At 40.4% G+C, this 17,488-nt stretch carries 13 protein-coding genes, 1 other RNA gene and 1 pseudogene; 2 read left to right on the forward strand and 13 right to left on the reverse strand.

Annotated features, from left to right (window positions below):
• Positions 1 to 855: leucine-rich repeat domain-containing protein (locus HMPREF1551_RS05880; protein WP_021628154.1), on the forward strand; the 855-nt coding region annotated here is incomplete at its 5' end.
• 315 nt (positions 856 to 1,170) lie between these two features.
• Here HMPREF1551_RS05880 and pta read toward each other — a convergent pair.
• The 11 genes and pseudogenes from pta to HMPREF1551_RS05935 all read right to left on the reverse strand — a co-directional run.
• A pseudogene (gene pta / locus HMPREF1551_RS05885) lies at positions 1,171 to 2,214 on the reverse strand (phosphate acetyltransferase); the annotation flags it as partial.
• A 175-nt stretch (positions 2,215 to 2,389) separates the two neighbouring features.
• A complete protein-coding gene (gldJ, locus tag HMPREF1551_RS05890) occupies positions 2,390 to 4,066 on the reverse strand; it encodes a gliding motility lipoprotein GldJ (RefSeq protein ID WP_034544377.1) in 1,677 nt (558 codons plus the stop codon).
• 273 nt (positions 4,067 to 4,339) lie between these two features.
• Entirely contained in the window at positions 4,340 to 4,855 is a 516-nt protein-coding gene (locus HMPREF1551_RS05895) for a DUF4136 domain-containing protein (protein ID WP_021628157.1), read from the reverse strand.
• Positions 4,856 to 4,972: 117 nt separating this feature from the next.
• Positions 4,973 to 6,397, reverse strand: coding sequence for a M16 family metallopeptidase (locus HMPREF1551_RS05900; RefSeq protein ID WP_021628158.1), 1,425 nt, complete (start codon positions 6,395 to 6,397; stop codon positions 4,973 to 4,975).
• A 12-nt stretch (positions 6,398 to 6,409) separates the two neighbouring features.
• Positions 6,410 to 7,735 carry a M16 family metallopeptidase gene (locus HMPREF1551_RS05905; protein WP_021628159.1) on the reverse strand — a complete coding sequence of 442 codons (1,326 nt, stop codon included), beginning with the start codon at positions 7,733 to 7,735 and terminating at the stop codon, positions 6,410 to 6,412.
• A gap of 171 nt (positions 7,736 to 7,906) precedes the next feature.
• Positions 7,907 to 9,274: an OmpA family protein gene (locus tag HMPREF1551_RS05910; RefSeq protein WP_021628160.1), complete on the reverse strand. Its 1,368-nt coding sequence runs from the start codon at positions 9,272 to 9,274 to the stop codon at positions 7,907 to 7,909.
• A 361-nt stretch (positions 9,275 to 9,635) separates the two neighbouring features.
• Positions 9,636 to 9,863: a DUF2892 domain-containing protein gene (locus HMPREF1551_RS05915; RefSeq protein ID WP_021628162.1), complete on the reverse strand. Its 228-nt coding sequence runs from the start codon at positions 9,861 to 9,863 to the stop codon at positions 9,636 to 9,638.
• A 60-nt stretch (positions 9,864 to 9,923) separates the two neighbouring features.
• Complete coding sequence (locus HMPREF1551_RS05920) at positions 9,924 to 10,448, reverse strand: hemophore-related protein (protein WP_021628163.1); 525 nt, start codon at positions 10,446 to 10,448, stop codon at positions 9,924 to 9,926.
• A 14-nt stretch (positions 10,449 to 10,462) separates the two neighbouring features.
• Positions 10,463 to 11,908: a tRNA (N6-isopentenyl adenosine(37)-C2)-methylthiotransferase MiaB gene (miaB, locus tag HMPREF1551_RS05925; RefSeq protein ID WP_021628164.1), complete on the reverse strand. Its 1,446-nt coding sequence runs from the start codon at positions 11,906 to 11,908 to the stop codon at positions 10,463 to 10,465.
• An 85-nt stretch (positions 11,909 to 11,993) separates the two neighbouring features.
• Positions 11,994 to 12,397: a transfer-messenger RNA gene (ssrA, locus tag HMPREF1551_RS13410) on the reverse strand.
• Positions 12,398 to 12,504: 107 nt separating this feature from the next.
• On the reverse strand, positions 12,505 to 13,677 hold the full coding sequence (locus HMPREF1551_RS05935) for a toxin-antitoxin system YwqK family antitoxin (protein WP_021628165.1): 1,173 nt from the start codon (positions 13,675 to 13,677) through the stop codon (positions 12,505 to 12,507).
• Positions 13,678 to 13,900: 223 nt separating this feature from the next.
• On the opposite strand from HMPREF1551_RS05935, the gene brnQ reads away from it, so the two are divergent.
• Complete coding sequence (brnQ, locus tag HMPREF1551_RS05940; protein WP_021628166.1) at positions 13,901 to 15,202, forward strand: branched-chain amino acid transport system II carrier protein; 1,302 nt, start codon at positions 13,901 to 13,903, stop codon at positions 15,200 to 15,202.
• Between the two features lie 20 nt (positions 15,203 to 15,222).
• On the opposite strand, the gene HMPREF1551_RS05945 is transcribed toward brnQ, so the two are convergent.
• Together HMPREF1551_RS05945 and HMPREF1551_RS05950 are read right to left on the reverse strand one after the other, a co-directional pair.
• Entirely contained in the window at positions 15,223 to 15,456 is a 234-nt protein-coding gene (locus HMPREF1551_RS05945; protein WP_021628167.1) for a DUF3820 family protein, read from the reverse strand.
• A gap of 155 nt (positions 15,457 to 15,611) precedes the next feature.
• Entirely contained in the window at positions 15,612 to 17,006 is a 1,395-nt protein-coding gene (locus tag HMPREF1551_RS05950) for an ankyrin repeat domain-containing protein (protein WP_021628168.1), read from the reverse strand.
• Positions 17,007 to 17,488: the final 482 nt, after the last annotated feature.

Consider the following 17,488-nt stretch of genomic DNA (forward strand, 5'->3'; position numbering starts at 1 on the left):
GATGGTTATTGGGCAATCGATGGTGTTAAGACAACTACCAAAGCTCAGGGAGAGCAAGGAACCCCTGGGCAAAATGGTGCTGATGGTTCCAAAATCTTAGCCGAAGATCGTGCACCTCAAGCTACAGATGGGGTAAAAGGTGACTATTTTATAGACAAAGCCGCTAAGATCTTCTATGGCCCTAAAACCGAAACCGGATGGCCTACTACAGGAATTTCCTTGGTGCCAGGGAATACTATTGCAACAGCTGATTATCAGCTTAGTGAAGATGGAAGTACTTTAATGAAATGGCTTAATAAACAAACTAGGGTAATTGATATGAATGCAGATCCCAAGCTGAAAAATGTTACTAAAATAGCCAATAATGCTTTCCAAAAAGAAGATAATGGGGAACCATATCAACTTACTACTATTATCGTAGGGGATAGAGTAACCGAAATAGGAAACTCTGCTTTCAGACATTGCGCTCGACTAAGAACTGTAGACCTTCCTGAAGGAATTACCCGAATAGAAAACGGTACTTTTGATGGTTGTGTGCGCCTACAAACTATTGAAATCCCTGAAGCAGTTACCTCTATAGGTGTTGGTGCATTTTCGAATTGTATGAAATTATATACGGTGATTTTGCCTGAACGTGTAAATAGTTTGGGAAATGCAGCCTTTGGTAACTGTGCTAGCTTACATAGTGTCATTATACGTAATAAAACAGCTTTTCCCATAAATAATAGTGTTTTCACACAAACCCCCATACAAAACATCTATGTTTTTTCTGAGAAAGTAGATGATTATAAGAATGTAGTTGCTGGTCCATATAAAAATAAAGTAAAGCCTTTAGATTTTCCTGGTGATAATTAACGTGAGTTCGATATAACAAAAGCTCCCACTGATTTTCGCGGATTTCACAGATTTTCTATGTTTGTGTAATTGTGCTGTTGCGATTTACACAGATTTCTATAAGACCTTTGGCCTTATTTATCCGTGAAAACTACAGAGTTACGTTTAGTTGTTATATTATTCTCTCCGTGAAAATCTGTGGAATCCGTGGGAGAAAAAATATAATTTTGCTTACGTCGAACTCACGTTAATTAATATTTTTCATATTTAATTTTATACCGAGAGAGGCTGCCCATGGGGCAGCCTCTCTCTTTATAATAACATAAAAACAAATAATTATTCTTGCATTCCTGCTTGGATAGCCGTAATCAGTACGGTATTGTAAATATCAGGTACCGTAGCCCCACGGCTAAGGTCGTTTACAGGCTTGCGTAGGCCTTGTAGCATAGGGCCGATAGCAATAGAGTGCGTTTCTCGCTGTACGGCCTTATAAGTGATATTTCCTGCATTAAGATCAGGGAAGATGAGTACATTAGCCTGGCCAGCTACCGGTGAATCTGGCATTTTCTGCTTAGCAACAGTAGCATCTACGGCAGCATCGTACTGGATAGGGCCTTCTACGAGTAAGTCAGGGCGTTGTGCCTTTACTAGCTCGGTGGCTTCACGTACTTTATCAACCTCTTCTCCACTACCGGAAGTCCCTGAAGAGTAGGACAAGAGCGCTACCTTAGGCTCAATACCAAAGGCCTTGGCTGAATCGGCGGAAGTAATCGCTATCTCGGCCAATTGCTCTGCAGTAGGCTTAGGCACTACGGCACAGTCGCCATAGACCAATACGCGATCAGGCAAGATCATAAAGAATACAGAAGAGACTGTCTTTACTCCTTTCTTAGTTTTGACAAACTGTAAAGAAGGACGAATGGTGTGTGCAGTGGAGTTCACCGCTCCGGATACCATCCCATCGGCATCTCCCATGAAGACCATCATGGTACCGAAGTAAGAGACATCCAGCATCAGTTCCTGGGCTTGTGCCTCAGTCATCCCTTTTTCCTTACGAATTTCGTAGAGTTTTTTCCAATAAGCCTCATAGTTAGGGCTTTTCTTAGGAGAGATAATTTGGATACGTTCTGGACTCCAGTTAATCCCTAATTCGTCCACACGCGCAAGCACTTGGTTGGGCTCACCAAGGATGGTAAGGTAAGCCAATCCATCTTCGGCGAGCTTCGCTGCTGCCGAAAGAATGCGCTTGTCTTCTCCTTCAGGTAGTACAATACGCTTTTGTAGCTTTTTAGCGGTTTCTACCATGTAATTTTGAAACTTCTGGGAAGTATCGGAAGTTACTTGAGTGTTCATTGTTATAGTATTTTGTTGATATATTTCGAAATGACAAAGATACGACTTTTAAGGCAAAAATAAAAAATGAAAAGGGAAAAGTTTTGAGTTTTGAATTTTGAGATTCAAGTATTACCATTGAGACTAATGCTCATTAGTCCTCATTAACCATTAAAAAAGCTGCCTTTACAGACAGCTTTTTATATAGAATTGAAAATTTTATTTATCCTCTAGAAGTTTTACCCGTTTTTGACTTAGCACCTACACGGCTCATAGCGCATCGGAAACCGATATAGTCGGTAGCACTATACTGAGGGAGGAAGCGGCGTTGTGCTGGGTCAATGTAGTAAGCGCGATCTCTCCAAGAACCTCCTTTGAATACGCGAGATTCGTCATCCACAAGAGTGGTACGATCGTTAGAGCGGTCATATACCTTCACGATACCTCCTTGTCCATCAGCAATAATCTTTTGGTTTGGAGAGTTATACATAGAACGAGATACGTTGGCTCTTTGGCTTGCATTGAGGGAGTCGAGGCTCACTTCAGTTTTCTCACGAGTTAGTTTTACATATTCCTTACTTGATACGCGGTCTCCATCGCGGAAGTTACGGTTATCAGCAGTGGTAAAGTTGTAGCGGAGGTAGGTTTCGTTTTCATCTACAGCTATTTTAGCCAATTGTCCAGGAAGGTTTCTTGCGATGATACGACCGTTGCTAAGGGTATCATAGGTAATAGATTGTGCATCTACGATAACAAACTTACCATCTTCTCCGATTTTATTCTTGGTATATACGTTACCACGGTAGTAGTTGAAGTCACTAAGTTCATCATCTACAATAGGACGATATACGTCGGCTACCCATTCGGCTACGTTACCTGCCATATCATAGAGACCAAAGTCATTAGGTTCGAAAGTCTTTACCGCAGTAGTAATATCCCCACTATCTTCACTCCAACCGGCCAATCCACCATAGTCCCCTTGGCCTTGCTTGAAGTTGGCCATTTGGTTACCCATAATAGCACGGCGTCCGTTACGAGTGTAGCGACCTGCCCAAGGGTATTTCTTACGTCCGCGTACGCTGTTGTATTCACGGATACCGCTAAGCGATTTGGCTGCATATTCCCATTCTACTTCAGTAGGAAGGCGATATTCAGGAAGTAAGATTCCATCGGTATGTTTGGCATAGGTAGGGTTCCCTTCTTTGTTGGTAGCTTTCTTTCCAGCGAACTCAGTCACCTTTCTACCATAAGAATTTTCAGGAGTATTAAGGTAAGTATCAGTACTGAAGGTACTTTCAGCATCTACTTGGTAGCGAGAACCTTGTTGGATAAATCCATCCTTTTCAAGCAAAGATTCATTCACACGGTTGGTGCGCCAAGAGCTGAATTGTACCGCTTGAACCCAATTCACCCCTACCACTGGATAGCTTGCATAGGCAGGGTGACGGAGGTACTCGTTCACCATAGTTTCGTTAGCACTCAATGGGCTTCTCCATACCAAGGTATCAGGAAGCGCTCCTAAGTAGATGTTCTTATAGTGTCCGTCTTTATCTTCAGGAGGGAATACTTGCTTAAGCCAGTCGAGGTACTCCATGTACATTTTGTTGGTTACCTCTGTCTCATCCATATAGAAGGACTGCACGTGCTGTTGGCTGGGCGTATTGTTCCAGTCGTGCATCACGTCGTCCTGTACCTTTCCCATCGTAAAGGTACCTCCTTCTACGAATACCAATCCAGGAGCCGTTATCTGTTCTTTAAAATTTGTGTTGTATTGAAAGCCACCTTCTTTAGCATTGATTTTCCAGCCGGTAGCCCCTGAGGTATTCTTATCTCCAGAACTTCCCCCACTTTTGCCTCCACAGCCTACAAGAAAAGTTGCCGCTAAAAGAGAGGCTAACATAGGTCTTTTTAAACTTCGCATATTCATTTCTAAATAAAATTTTCTAATTGTTCAATTTTGGCGCAAGTTACTACTTTTTTTTGATACAAGAAGCGTTTTTTTATTTTTTTTTCATTTGTTGATAACTTCTTTTTTAAGTTGCTTTTCCCTTTAAATACAAGGGATTAGGCTGTCAACAAAGAGAGACTGCACCCTACTTAATTGCCAACAACCACAAATTTTAACACTTAAAAACGCCTACTAACAAGCAGTTTTGTCACTCCTTCTGCATTATCAGTCATTGACCTTAGGAGGATATTGCTTGAGTATCTCACTAACGAATTTATCAATCTGCTCATCCTTGTTCGCTCTTTGAGAAAGGAGACCAGCTCCCTTCCCTTGCCAAATAAGGTCTTTTTGCTTACCATCAATAATATCTATAAAGAGGATGCCCTCGGTAAGGGAAGGAGCTACCTGAACCGTACTACCCCATACAGGTCCCCAACCCCAGCCCACTCCTACACTTTGGTAGATATCTTGGCGTTCGCGCTCACGAGTGAAAAAGTTAATAAAGATATCAGGGGTCTCGGATAGGGTATAGCCTTTTTGAGTCATCTGCTTTTCGATGCTTCTAAGAATACGCTTCTTGTCCAAGTCAGAAATTTCAGCCTTATCAATCCCTTCTTTGAGAAAGGCATAGGTCTTATAATCTGCAAAATGTGCTTTGCTATCAAAGTCTGTACTTACTTGTACACCTGCACAAGAGCTTAACAATAAGGCCATTAAGGCAAAGGTAAAAAATGATTTCATTGGAATATGATTTGATTTGAAAAAGATACAGCAAAAAATATACCAAAGTAGTGACAAGTGACAAATATCACAAAGCGGATTAGTCACTTGTCACTGGTCATTAGTTATTTGTCACTACTATTTGATTTTATTCGCATATTTATCATAGTAGAATACAGGAAGCGGCTTGCCATTATGCTTAAGCTGTTCCAATTCCTTGATAAACTCACTTGATTTTCCTACGATGATAAAGCGTAGATTGTTGTATTTGATATACTTGTTGGCGACACGTTTGACATCGGCAGCTGTAACAGCTTCTATATTTTTAAAATAATTGGAATAGAAGTCCTCAGGAAGTTTCTGAATTTCACGGGTGACAGCAATATCAGCAATTGTAGAGGGATACTGGGTAGACATCACAAAACTACCGATGAGTTGTCCCTTGACCTCCTGGAGCTTTTGTTCACTTACATCTTCCGTCTGGATGCGCTTGATTTCCTTAAGGATTTCCACTACCGATTTGGCAGCTACCTCGTTACGTACTCTTACAGAGACAAAGAAATTGGCAGCAGTGAAGCGGTCAGTTCCCATATAGGAGCGTGCACCATAGGTATAGCCATGCTGTTCGCGCAAGTTGATATTGATATAGCTACCATAGTCCCCTCCAAGGATTTGGTTCAAAACTTTCACTGCAAAATAGTCCTTATCTCCCATCTTTAGTTGGTATAGGTTAAAGGCACTGATCTCTGTCTGTACAGCATTAGGAACATCCACGAGGTTCACCTGAGTATATTGTGCGTCACGGGGCATAGGAGTACTTACCTGTAAGGGAGTCGCAGGGAGCCAAGCATGGAAGTTTTTCATCACCATTTTCTCTACTTCATCGGCATTTACATCCCCTACCACCACCATATAGGCATTGGAAGGAGAAAAATAAGACTTATAGAAGTTGGTAATATCCGTTAAGGTAATGCTCTTGAGCGATTCTTCAGTATAGAAACTACCATAGGGGTGTTCCTTACCATAAGTAAGCGCTCTATTGAGGCGATATATGATACTTTGTGCACTATTTTCATCTGCCTTGAGGGAGGCGATAGCCATGTCACGAGCCTTGTCCAATTCAGCTTGAGTAAAGTTAGGATGTAGGGCTGCATCGGCAAAAAGCTCTAACACTCGAGGGAAATAGCGGGTAAGGGAGTAGGTTCCCCCTCCATCTACAGTTAGGTATACGCTGGCACCCATGCGGTCTGTCTCTTCTATGAAAGCTTCTTTGGAGACTGTTGTAGAACCACCCCCCATTAGCTCAGAGGTGAGGTAGTACATTCCAGGCTTATGAGTCTCATCGATAGGAGGCCTATCCAAGGAAAGACTCACAGAGACATCGGGTAGCTTATGGTTTTCTACCACCATAAGGGTCATCCCATTGGGGAGCTTTTTCGTGTAAGGTTCCCTTAAGACAAAGGTAGGTAACTGGGTAGGTTCGGGCATCTTATCACGATCAATCTGTGCAGGTGACAAGAAAGGAACAAGCATAAGAAGGCTTGATAATATTATTTTTTTCATGAAGGCGTTTTTTTAGTTGGACTTTTTTTCAGGGAGATAATCAATCTCAAGGCGTTGGTTCACATTGAGGTACTTTTGAGCTACACGAAGAATATCCTCGCGGGTTATCTTATGATATAGTTCTAATTCTCGGTTGATAAGGCCAGTATCCTTGAAAAAGGTATATTTCTCCGCCAAGGAGTAAGCGATTCCTTGTACATTAGAGTTTGATGCTACGAATCCTGTTTCGAAGAGGTTGAGGAGTTTTTCATATTCCTTCTCAGAGATGAGCTCTCTTTGAAGGCGAGCGATTTCCTCATCCATGTCTTTGGTGAGTTGTTCTAAGGGGGCATCCTGCGCTACAGCAGCGATCATAAGGATACCACTATCCTCATAGTTGCAAGTATAGGAGATAAATTGTAGTACCTCTTTTTTCTCTTCCACCATTTTTTTGTAGAGTCGAGAGCTTTCTCCATTGACCAAGAGGGCTTGGATGAAGTCCATCACACGGGCATCCTGTTCGGTCATTTTAGGAGTACGCCAAGCCAATACTTTGGCAGGAGCGGTGATATTGGCATCATAGTCTGTTACCTTTTTGGTCTGGGTGATAGGCTCATCCATAGGGTAGTTGCGCACGGGCTTGGAGACGTTATTTTGAATAGGCCCGAAGTAGGTTTCTATCCAGCTTTTAGCTTGGTCTTTTTGAAAGTCTCCTGCTACGACCAATACGGCATTATTAGGATTGTAATAGCGTTTGTTATAGCGGATAAAATCATCGAGCTTAGCGGTATTAAGGTCATCCATACTCCCAATAGTTGGGTGCTTGTAAGGATGTTTGTCGAAGAGATGCTGTTGTACCACCGGCATATAGATAATCTTTCCATAAGGTACATTATCAGTACCTTCACGTTTTTCCTCTTTCACCACTTCTTTTTGGGTATCTACCCCTACTTGATTGATTACAGGATGTAGCATACGCTCGGCTTCCATCCAAAGGGCAAGCTGCAAGCTATTGGAAGGGAGGGTCTCGTAGTAATAAGTCTTATCCACATCGGTAAAGGCATTGTTATCCCCACCGTGGGAGGAAACGATATCGAACCAGCGACTTCTTGGGATATTCTTGGTTCCCTCGAAAAGTAGGTGTTCGAAGAAGTGAGCAAATCCAGATTTGCCAGGTAGGTCATCCTTGGCACCTACATGGTACATTACGGTAGTGGTTACCACCGGAGCAGAATTATCCTGATGCAAGATTACATGTAGCCCATTGGGCAAGTCGTATTCTTCAAAGTTAATTTTTTGAGCCATTGCTATGGAAGAGCCCAATAGCAAGGCACTGAATGTTACAAAATATTTTTTCATAAATGAAAGAGATAATTAAGTAAGGCAAAGTTAGGTTTTTTTTCTCACAAAGCGAAATATTTTTACAAGAATTTTCCCTATAAGGCACTAAGAAAGCTATAATGTAGTATAGGGCTATAGAAAAAGGCTACCCCTATGGGATAGCCTTTTTTGGTATTGAGAAGTATCAAACTATTTTATAAGGTTGATTTCTACACGACGGTTAAGTTCTCTACCTTTCTTATTCTTGTTAGAAGCGATAGGACGATCAGGACCATAACCTTTAGATTCGAGACGGCTTTGATCGATACCTCCTTGGATGAGGTATACCTTCACAGCATCAGCTCTGTTTTGAGAAAGTTCGATATTCTTAGCTCTCTTACCTACACTGTCAGTGTGACCTTCGATACTGAAACGGCTGTTAGGATATTTCTTAAGTACGGTAAGGATTTGCCCAAGTACTTCAGCAGATTCGAATTTGATAGAAGCTTTACCTGTGTCGAACAAGATAGTCTTAGCATATTGGTTCAAGCGTTTTTGATCATCATCATTAGGTTCTGGACAACCTTTGTTATCAGCAGGTCCGGCTTCGTTAGGACAAAGGTCATCTTTGTCAAGTACACCATCACCATCGGTATCAGGCCAAGGACATCCGCCATTTTCTGCAGGTCCGGCTACATCTGGACATTTGTCGTCTTTATCAGGCACACCGTCACCATCAGTATCAGGACATCCGTTGAATTCTTTAAGACCAGCTACTTCAGGACATTCATCGTCTTTGTCAGCAATACCGTCACCATCAGTGTCAGGACATCCGTCGAATTCTTTAAGACCAGCTACATCTGGGCAAGCATCGTCTTTGTCAGGAATACCATCACCATCAGTGTCAGGACATCCGTTGAATTCTTTAAGACCAGCTACTTCAGGACATTCATCGAGCTTATCTACGATACCATCTTTGTCAGTATCTTTAGCACCGAATTTGATTACGATACCAGCAGAATGTTGGAAGTAGTCAGTACCATCTTTTTGGAATCCGTGGTGGTAACCAGTTTGTAGGTTAAGACCAAGGTGTTCAGTGAACCAGAAGTTGACACCACCACCAGCAAGTAGTTTCGCTCCTCCGTCTTTGTCAGAGAAAGTACCTTTGTAACCAGTGTACCCTCCACCTAACTTAAGGTATGGATCGAACCAGCCAGATTCAGTAGTGAATAATCTTCTAAGAGCATACTTAGCTTGTAGGTTAGCTCCCCAGAAAGACTCATCTTCTTCTACAGCATTGAAGCCTTTTTTGATTTTGTTAATGCTTCCATCCAATTCTAATGAGAAGCCAGCTCCTAAGTAGCGAGCTACAGAAAGCTTAGTCACTGCAGGAAGAATGTTAAGGTCTTTAGGGCCGCCCCAGTCCTTAAGGAAAGGTCCAAAGTCATGAGGTGTACGCACGTCAACAGCGTTCACACCGAAACCGATGGCCCACTTGTTGTTTTCATCTTGCGCTTGCACAGAACCTACTGTAGCTATCAATGCTAAAGACGCTAATGAAATTTTAATTCTTTTCATACGTTTGAAATTTAATTTAATATTTATAATCTTGAAAATTCGGGGCTAAAGTACAATTTCTTTTTATATTAGACAAATAAAATTGACAAAAAATAATATTTTAACAAGTTAACGATGTTCCTTTTATCTTTTTTAACTTGTTAAATATCTCATTTATTGCTACCTCATAGGCCAACTTTGTATTTATTATTTTTCTTCGAATACTTGTCTTCTTGGTAAAATTATGTACTAAATCAAGTGCAAAGATAGGAAATAATTTCCAAATAATAAAAGATAATTTTAAGTTTTTTATAGACCTAATTACTCAAAGTATACAACCTATTGATAATCAATTTGTTTAATACAATTGTATGCCGATAAATTAGTTCGTTGATTCCTTGGTGTCCGGCTTTTTGTAGGTACTAAAGCCAAAAACCCTGTAAATAGGGGAGAAATTCAGCAATATTGTAACAATAAAAGCAATTGATAAAACAGCCAATACAGAGGCTATTGTATCATTGGTAATGAGCTTGAGCTCTCCTAAGATGGCCACAACAAGCACAAACAATAAGCGTATTTGCTTATCTGTCTTTCCTATATTTCTATCCATGATATAGTTGTTTTTATTTAGGGCAAAGATATAAAAAAAACTTTACATACGAAAAAAATATTACTCCCATTCTACAGAAAGAATTTTTCCTGAAAGGGTGAAGGATACTGAAAGGCCTTCTTCGTCGAAAATATCATCCTCCTCAAGGTCATCATCGTCCCAAAGTTCATCGTTTTGGTTCAAGGGAGAAAAGTACAGATTCACATCAGGCTCTCCTGGGTCTTGAGGGTACCATAGGTCAAGCATATCCATCTCGAGTTCATCTACAAAAGTGTCGATATCATCGGGCACTTCGTCATTCTTTCCCTTAAAATAATCAAACTCGTCGGGGTTCTCCTTCAGGTATTGCCTAATAGCCTCTCGCGCCTGGGCTTCCTTTTGAGATAGATTCTTGAGGAAGGCCTCAAAAGCGTCCAACCGACTCTTGGAAATAGGCTGATCTTTTTCAAACCAAAAATCGACTAAGACGATATTACCCTTATAAGGGAGTTCCTGTTCCCAAAGTGGGAGGTATTCATCTTCTTTGCATTCCAAAGTAGAGGTATCCAATACCCCAAAATAGGGGTGTGTTAGTTTTGTAGCCATAATTTGCGAGGTATTTAGTTCATATCACTATACCCTACCGCTTCGCCTATAAGGGTAGTGGAGGTACAGTTGGTTATTTTCACATTGACAAAGTCGCCTACCTTATAGTGTTCTTTGGGGAATACCACCACTGTGTTCTGCGTATTGCGCCCCATCCATTCTTGGTCGGATTTCTTAGAATTTCCTTCAATAAGTACCTCGACCGTTTTTCCTACTTGGGCTTGGGTACGCAGGAGACTATGCTTCTGTTGAAGGTCAATAATCTCGGTAAGTCGGCGTTTTTTGACCTCTTCGGGAACATCATCGGCGATCTTACGCGCTGCCAAGGTGCCAGGGCGTTCGGAGTAGGCGAACATAAAGCCGAAGTCATACTTGACATACTCCATGAGCGATAGGGTATCCTGATGGTCTTGTTCCGTCTCGGAAGGGAAACCCGTAATCATATCCTGGGAGATGGCACATTCAGGAATACGTTCTCGGATCCCATCGATAAGAGCAAAGTACTGCTCACGAGTATGTAAGCGGTTCATCGCCTTGAGGATGCGATTGCTTCCACTCTGTACGGGTAGGTGTATATACTTGCAGATATTATGATGCTTGGCCATGGTATCAATCACATCCATGGTCATATCCTGAGGATTGGAGGTAGAGAAGCGAATGCGCATCTTAGGAAATTGAGTGGCTACCATATCCAAGAGCTTCGCAAAATTGACCGCAGTAACCTTCTGTATATCTGTCGCTTTCTCAAAATCTTTCTTTAAGCCTCCTCCATACCATAGGTAGCTATCCACGTTCTGTCCCAAAAGGGTTACTTCCTTAAAGCCTCGTTGCCACAAGTCTTCTACTTCATGAATGATAGAGTGTGGGTCACGGCTGCGCTCCCTACCACGGGTGAAGGGAACAATACAGAAGGTACACATATTATCACAACCCCGAGTGATGGAGACAAAGGCCGTTACCCCATTGCTATTGAGACGAATAGGAGAAATATCGGCATAGGTTTCATCGCGGGAAAGCAATACATTGACCGCATCTCGCCCGTTATCCACTTCCTCCAAGAGGTTAGGCAAGTCCTTGTAAGCATCAGGGCCAACAACCAAATCCACGATATGCTCCTCCTCCAAGAACTTATGCTTAAGTCGCTCGGCCATACAGCCCAGCACACCCACTTTCATAGCTGGCTTGTGTCGCTTAACGGCATTGAACTGTTCGAGACGCTTACGGATGGTCTGCTCGGCCTTTTCGCGTACTGAACAGGTATTGATCAGTACCAAGTCAGCTTCATTGAGTTCCTCAGTAGTATTGAAGCCCACCTTGTGTAGGATAGAGGCTACAATTTCGCTATCGGAGAAATTCATCTGGCAGCCATAGCTTTCTATATAGAGCTTGCGGGTATTCTTAGCATCCCCTTCTAAGGAGAGAGGGGCGCCTTGTCGTGTTTCGTCAATTACTTTTTCCATTGGAGATCAAAGCGTATTTTGCGGGGGCAAAAATAAGAAAAAAAAACAAAAGAGAAAAGCCAGTTCGCAAAGAACCGGCTTATGGTGGTGGAGTCGGAGAGATTCGAACTCTCGTCCAAACAAGTAACCACAAGGCTTTCTACACGCTTAGTTCCCGTTTGATTTTTGAGGTTGCACTGAGCGGGAACGCCCTATACCACCCTTAGCTTCTATCTTAGCTGAACCCAAAGGAAGAAGCCACCAGAGGGTTCCATGTTGATTTTAATGGTATCTCTTTAGCGACGAGCCATCAACAAGGGCTTTCAGAGATATCTCGCCTCCCTACCTGGTAGGGACTTAGCCAGCAATCTTACTATAATTCGGATTAGGCAGCAAGAGCGTAGTTATTCTCGCCATTTAAAGTGTTGAAACAGAGATTAACGAGCATTAGCTTCATAGCTCGGCGTGCTTACATTATGCTTAGGCTTGCTGTCAAAACCAGTCGACCCCATAGTGTAATTCGGTGCAAAATTACAATTTATTTTGCGATAGTAAATATTTTTAACAAATTATTATTAGTAATTAGTGGTTAGTTGTTAGTGATTAGTCATTGGTCACTATTCATAGTCTATTGTTTTGATGCGGTTTCCCTTCTCAAAAAGGGTTTCGGAAGAGAGCTTACCGGAAGCATCGTTATATTTCCAAGTACCATCTTTCTCATCATCTTTGAAACTACCCTCCACACGTAGCTTTCCACTGGGGTAATATTCTTTGTAAGCACCTTGTAAATTGCCTGCAACATAAGTGTATTGTCTGTATAATATTCCTTTGCCATCATATTCCTTCCAGATCCCTTCTTTGAAGTTATTTTTATACATACCTTCTTCCTTGGGGGTACCATTATCATTATTCTTTATATATTTTCCATCCTTTTCATCGTTCTTATAGTTGATTTCCTCTTCTAATTTACCATTGTTAGAAAAGAATTTCTTTTTACTAAGAAGTTTGTCCTCGTTGAATGTTTCTTGACGTACCAATATGCCCGCATCCGTATAGAATTTTCTATCCCCATGGAGCTTGAAGTCCTTGTAGGAAACCTCTTTTTCTAACTTTCCGTTCTTATAGAACTCACGTTCGGTATAAGTACCCTTATCTTTATATTCTTTTTCTTCTCGAAGAAGTCCATTTTCCCATACATCTTGCCACTTTCCTGTAGGCTTATCATTGTCATAATACTGAGTGGAGGTATAGTCACCCCGATTGCTAACCATTTTCTGCCATTGCTTGCCATGAAGCTTTCCTTCTTTATAAGTCTCTATCCGTTGTACTTTCCCATCGCTATCATAGATTTTCCACTCCCCATCAGGTTTGCCCGCTTTATAAGAGAGTTCCTTACGGAGCTTCCCATCACTACCATACTCCTTGCAAATGCCATCCAATTTCCCATCCTTATAGTTGCGCAGTTCTCTTTCTTTTCCTTCGTCGTTGTACTTAACTGTTTTTCCATTGAGTACCCCTTTTTTGAAATTCTGCTCCAAGAGCAATTCTCCTGCACTGCTATAGGACTTGAGTGCACCATCCATACGACCTTTCTCGAAGGTCACCTCATAGTAAGCACCCCCACCAAGGGCTACCTTGTAATGCCCATCGAGAGGCTCCCCCGTCTTTTCCAATTTGAACAAATTCTCCGTACCGAATACCTGTTCGTCTATCTCGTCATCCGATAGGAACTTCTGTGCATATCCGCCTATAGAGGCCAATAAAGTAATCATAAAAAAGAGTTTTCTCATAACTGTAAAATATTAATTGTCAATCGTTAATAGTATTAGTCACTGGTCATTTGTCACTATTAAAGTCTTCTTCTTAGTCTCCACATCGGGCAGGATACATCCCATAAGATTAGGTAGAAAAAAATAATAGACCGACAAATATACAATTTTTTTTTCAGTAAACACTATTTATTCATGTTTTTTTTGTAATTTTACGGCCGTTTTTATATGTACTACGTATTTTATGAATAAAAAGAAATTTCTGACCCTCACCACTACAGGGTTTGCCCTTTTCGCGATGTTTTTCGGCGCTGGTAACTTAGTGATTCCCCCCTATATAGGACTAAAGATGGGGGCAGCCAGTGGCGCAGCCTTTGCGGGCTTTTTTCTCTCTGGTATCTTTATCCCTTTCTTAGCTGTGCTGATGGTCAGCTCAGTAGGTAGCACTTTCAGTGATTTAGGGAAACGATTCCCTGCGCCCTTTGTCAATAGTCTGGTGGTATTGATCATCGTGGTCTTTGGCCCTATTGTCTGCGTACCACGCTCAGGCTCCACTACTTATGAGGTCGCCATAGAGCCTTTCTTTCCCGTAGTCGGCAAGATTGCCTTTGGAGCCATTTTCTTTGCCATTACCCTATTTTTAGCCTTATCTCGTTCCAAGTTGGTGGATATCATAGGGCGTTGGCTTACCCCAATCCTATTCCTTTCTCTGATTGTCCTAATCGTAGAAGGTACGATGAATGCACCCAAAGGCCTCACCGATAATGGTGTAGGCTTCAAAGAGGCTTTTACCTTTGGTTTTTCTACTGGTTACCTTACCTTGGACGTGCTTTCTGGGGTGATTTTCTCAGGGCTAATTATCTCTGCCATCATTCAGAAAGGTTATAGTTCAGAACGACAAAAACGAGAAATTACCATCCTTTCGGGTATCATTGCCGCAGGGTGTTTGGTCTTTATTTATGGAGGATTGCTGTATTTAGGAGCTACTTCCGATATGGTAGCAGGAGAGAATGTCAAGTATATAGATATCCTCAAGCATATTGCTCACAATGGTTTAGGCAGCTATGGAGCAGTCATTATTTCGGTAGCGGTGGCTTTTGCTTGCCTGACTACAGCGGTGGCTATCGTCTCGGCCATGGGGGCGATTTTCGAAACGCTCACTCAGGGGCGTATTCCTTACCGCTGGGGGGTATGGGTGTGCTGTATTGTGTCCTTTGTGCTCTCCATCCAAAGCGTAGATGAGATTATCCACTATGCGGGTTATATCTTGGACTTCGTGTATCCTATTACCATTGCCCTCACCCTCTTTATGCTCATATTCGGCAAGCGGGTAAAGGCCAAAGCGCCTTATATCATAGGAGTGAGTTTCACTGCCCTTTTTTCAGCCATCTTTGTTATTGGCACCCTTGTAGGAAGCGATACCCTCAAAACGGTGCAAATGAATCTTCCTTTAGCGCAATATCATATAGAATGGCTGCTACCTGCTTTTGCAGCGTTTGGAATCACTTATTTAGTGACAACGAATAAAGAATATAGTAAGAAATAATTTTTTGCAGATTATAATTCCTATAAGGGAGATGAATCTTTGAACATTTGCTTGAGATTATCAATAATTTCTTGAAGTCCATTAGTTTTTATTTCAAAAACAGTAGCTAGAAGCATCCCTAATTTTCCCTTTGGAAACCCTTGCGCACTGAACCAATCTAAATAATAAACAGGCAAATCAGAAATCATCACACCTTTATATTTACCATAAGGCATAGGGGTAGTTATAATTTGTTGAAGAATTTCAGGGCACATAGTTATTTTTTGACAAAGATAGTAAATTATTACTATTAAAAAAGATGTATTTCTTAATAACTATCACATAAAAAAAGCGTCTCTACAAGCATCATAGTTATTAATTTGCTTAACCAATGCTAGTGGAGACGCAATTTATTATTTATTATATCTTATTATTTTAACAATCCTCTTAATACAAAGTCTTCTTTATATTCTCCTAAAGCTTTCTCTAAAATACTCTCATAAGGAATAGCTCCTTTCTCTAACAAAAGATTTACAATGTCTTTCCATCCTGATATTCGAACAGCTTCATAGAGAGGGTTTGAAAAATAATCTAATCCTCCTATTCCCTTTATAGTGCTTTGTGAGTTATTGTTAGGGTTAGCCCCTAACTCAAGTAATTTTTTCACCAATTCCTTATTTTTTATTTTAATGGCTTCTGTAAGAGCATAATGATATACGGGAGAATCCCAATCCCAACTTCCTTGATTTATGTAACGAGCAGGATAAAAATCAGGTATCTGAGAAAGAAGATTATTAATCACACCATCTTTTCTATTTCGTATAGCCCAAACAAATAGGTCTGAAAAACCATATTTTGTAGGTTTTACTTTATATTTTTCATACAAGTATTCCATATTTTTAAGCATACCATAGTTAAGAGCCACATCAGCTGGGGTGAATTTATATCCTCCAGAATTCCAACTATATGCCGCAACATAAGCAACTGTATAATCATCCCATCTAGATAACTGTCCATTTAATTCAAGTTTTGCTCCTTTTGAGATCAAATAATCTATCATTTCTCTATTATCATCTTCAACAGCACAAGCATAATGCAAGGCCTGAGAATATTTTGCCCATAAAGGCTGTTTTTTTAGCATAGCTTCTAATATCGTATAGTTTTTATTTTTTATAGGAATAAAGATACTTGCTGCAAAAGGACTTGCTCCCATATCTAAAAGTTTAAGAACTTTTTCTGTTTCATTATTCTCTACAAATTGTTTCAAAAGCTTTTCAGCTTCTGTTAAACGGGGTAAAAATCCAGTGTGGTTTTCATACTCTTCTACAAAACTTTGAGGAGGCAAAGAAATATTCAATGAGTTAACATCCCAGTCGTCTTCAGGATAAGTTACTATTACATCATCAGTCTTTTTTCCCATGTCAAAAGTTCCAGTGTATTTCGCTAAAGTTTTTCCACTTATATAAACACCACGACCATGAGCTTTATTTTTTTTGACATATCCCTCGTAAGAACTACCACTATTAAGTTTCATTTTTGTATAACCATCAGCGTATACTCTAATTATTCCTTTTTCATCTTTTTCTGCAATAATTTGACCTTCTGCTTCAGACTTATACACATTACCCTTATCATAGGTATAAATTTTTCCTTCTTTATAAGGCAATCCTTTTTTGAAATGCCCTTCAAATCGGAGAGTATCTCCCCAATACATGATTCCTTTCCCATGAGGTTCTCCTTTTTTATTTTTTTCACCCTCATATCGATCTTGCGCATAAGTGTTTAATGTTAAAAAAACAAACACAAATAATAGAATTTTTTTCATTTTTAGATTATTAATAAATTTCCCTACTCACTTATAGGCTTTTCGGATACTCCTTAATTATAAAATTAGCCCTTCGGATAGCTACTTAGGTACAAATAAAAAAAGTAAATCTACTTACGAAAAAATTTGTAAGTAAGCTTGCCTTTGTCATTTTTTTGATAAAAATCACTTAAATTAAAGCACAATAAAGACTTGTGATGTGTTTCACTATTAAAATTATTCATAAATAAACCATTTTTAACCTTCGCAAAGGTAGTGAATATTTTAATGATTTACAATTTATTATTGTTAAAACTTCAAATTCTTATGAATCAGTAAAAATATTAGAATCAATATTCAATCGTTTAATTATTATATATAGGAAACCTCCTCCCTATCCCAGCAAAAGAGGAAATATGTAAGGAATATCATACAGGAAATTGAAGTAAAAAAAACCGAACTATTTTTCAATAGTTCGGTTCTTTAAGAAGGCGGCGACATAC

The organism is Capnocytophaga sp. oral taxon 863 str. F0517 (genome assembly GCF_000466425.1).
Classification (GTDB): domain Bacteria; phylum Bacteroidota; class Bacteroidia; order Flavobacteriales; family Flavobacteriaceae; genus Capnocytophaga.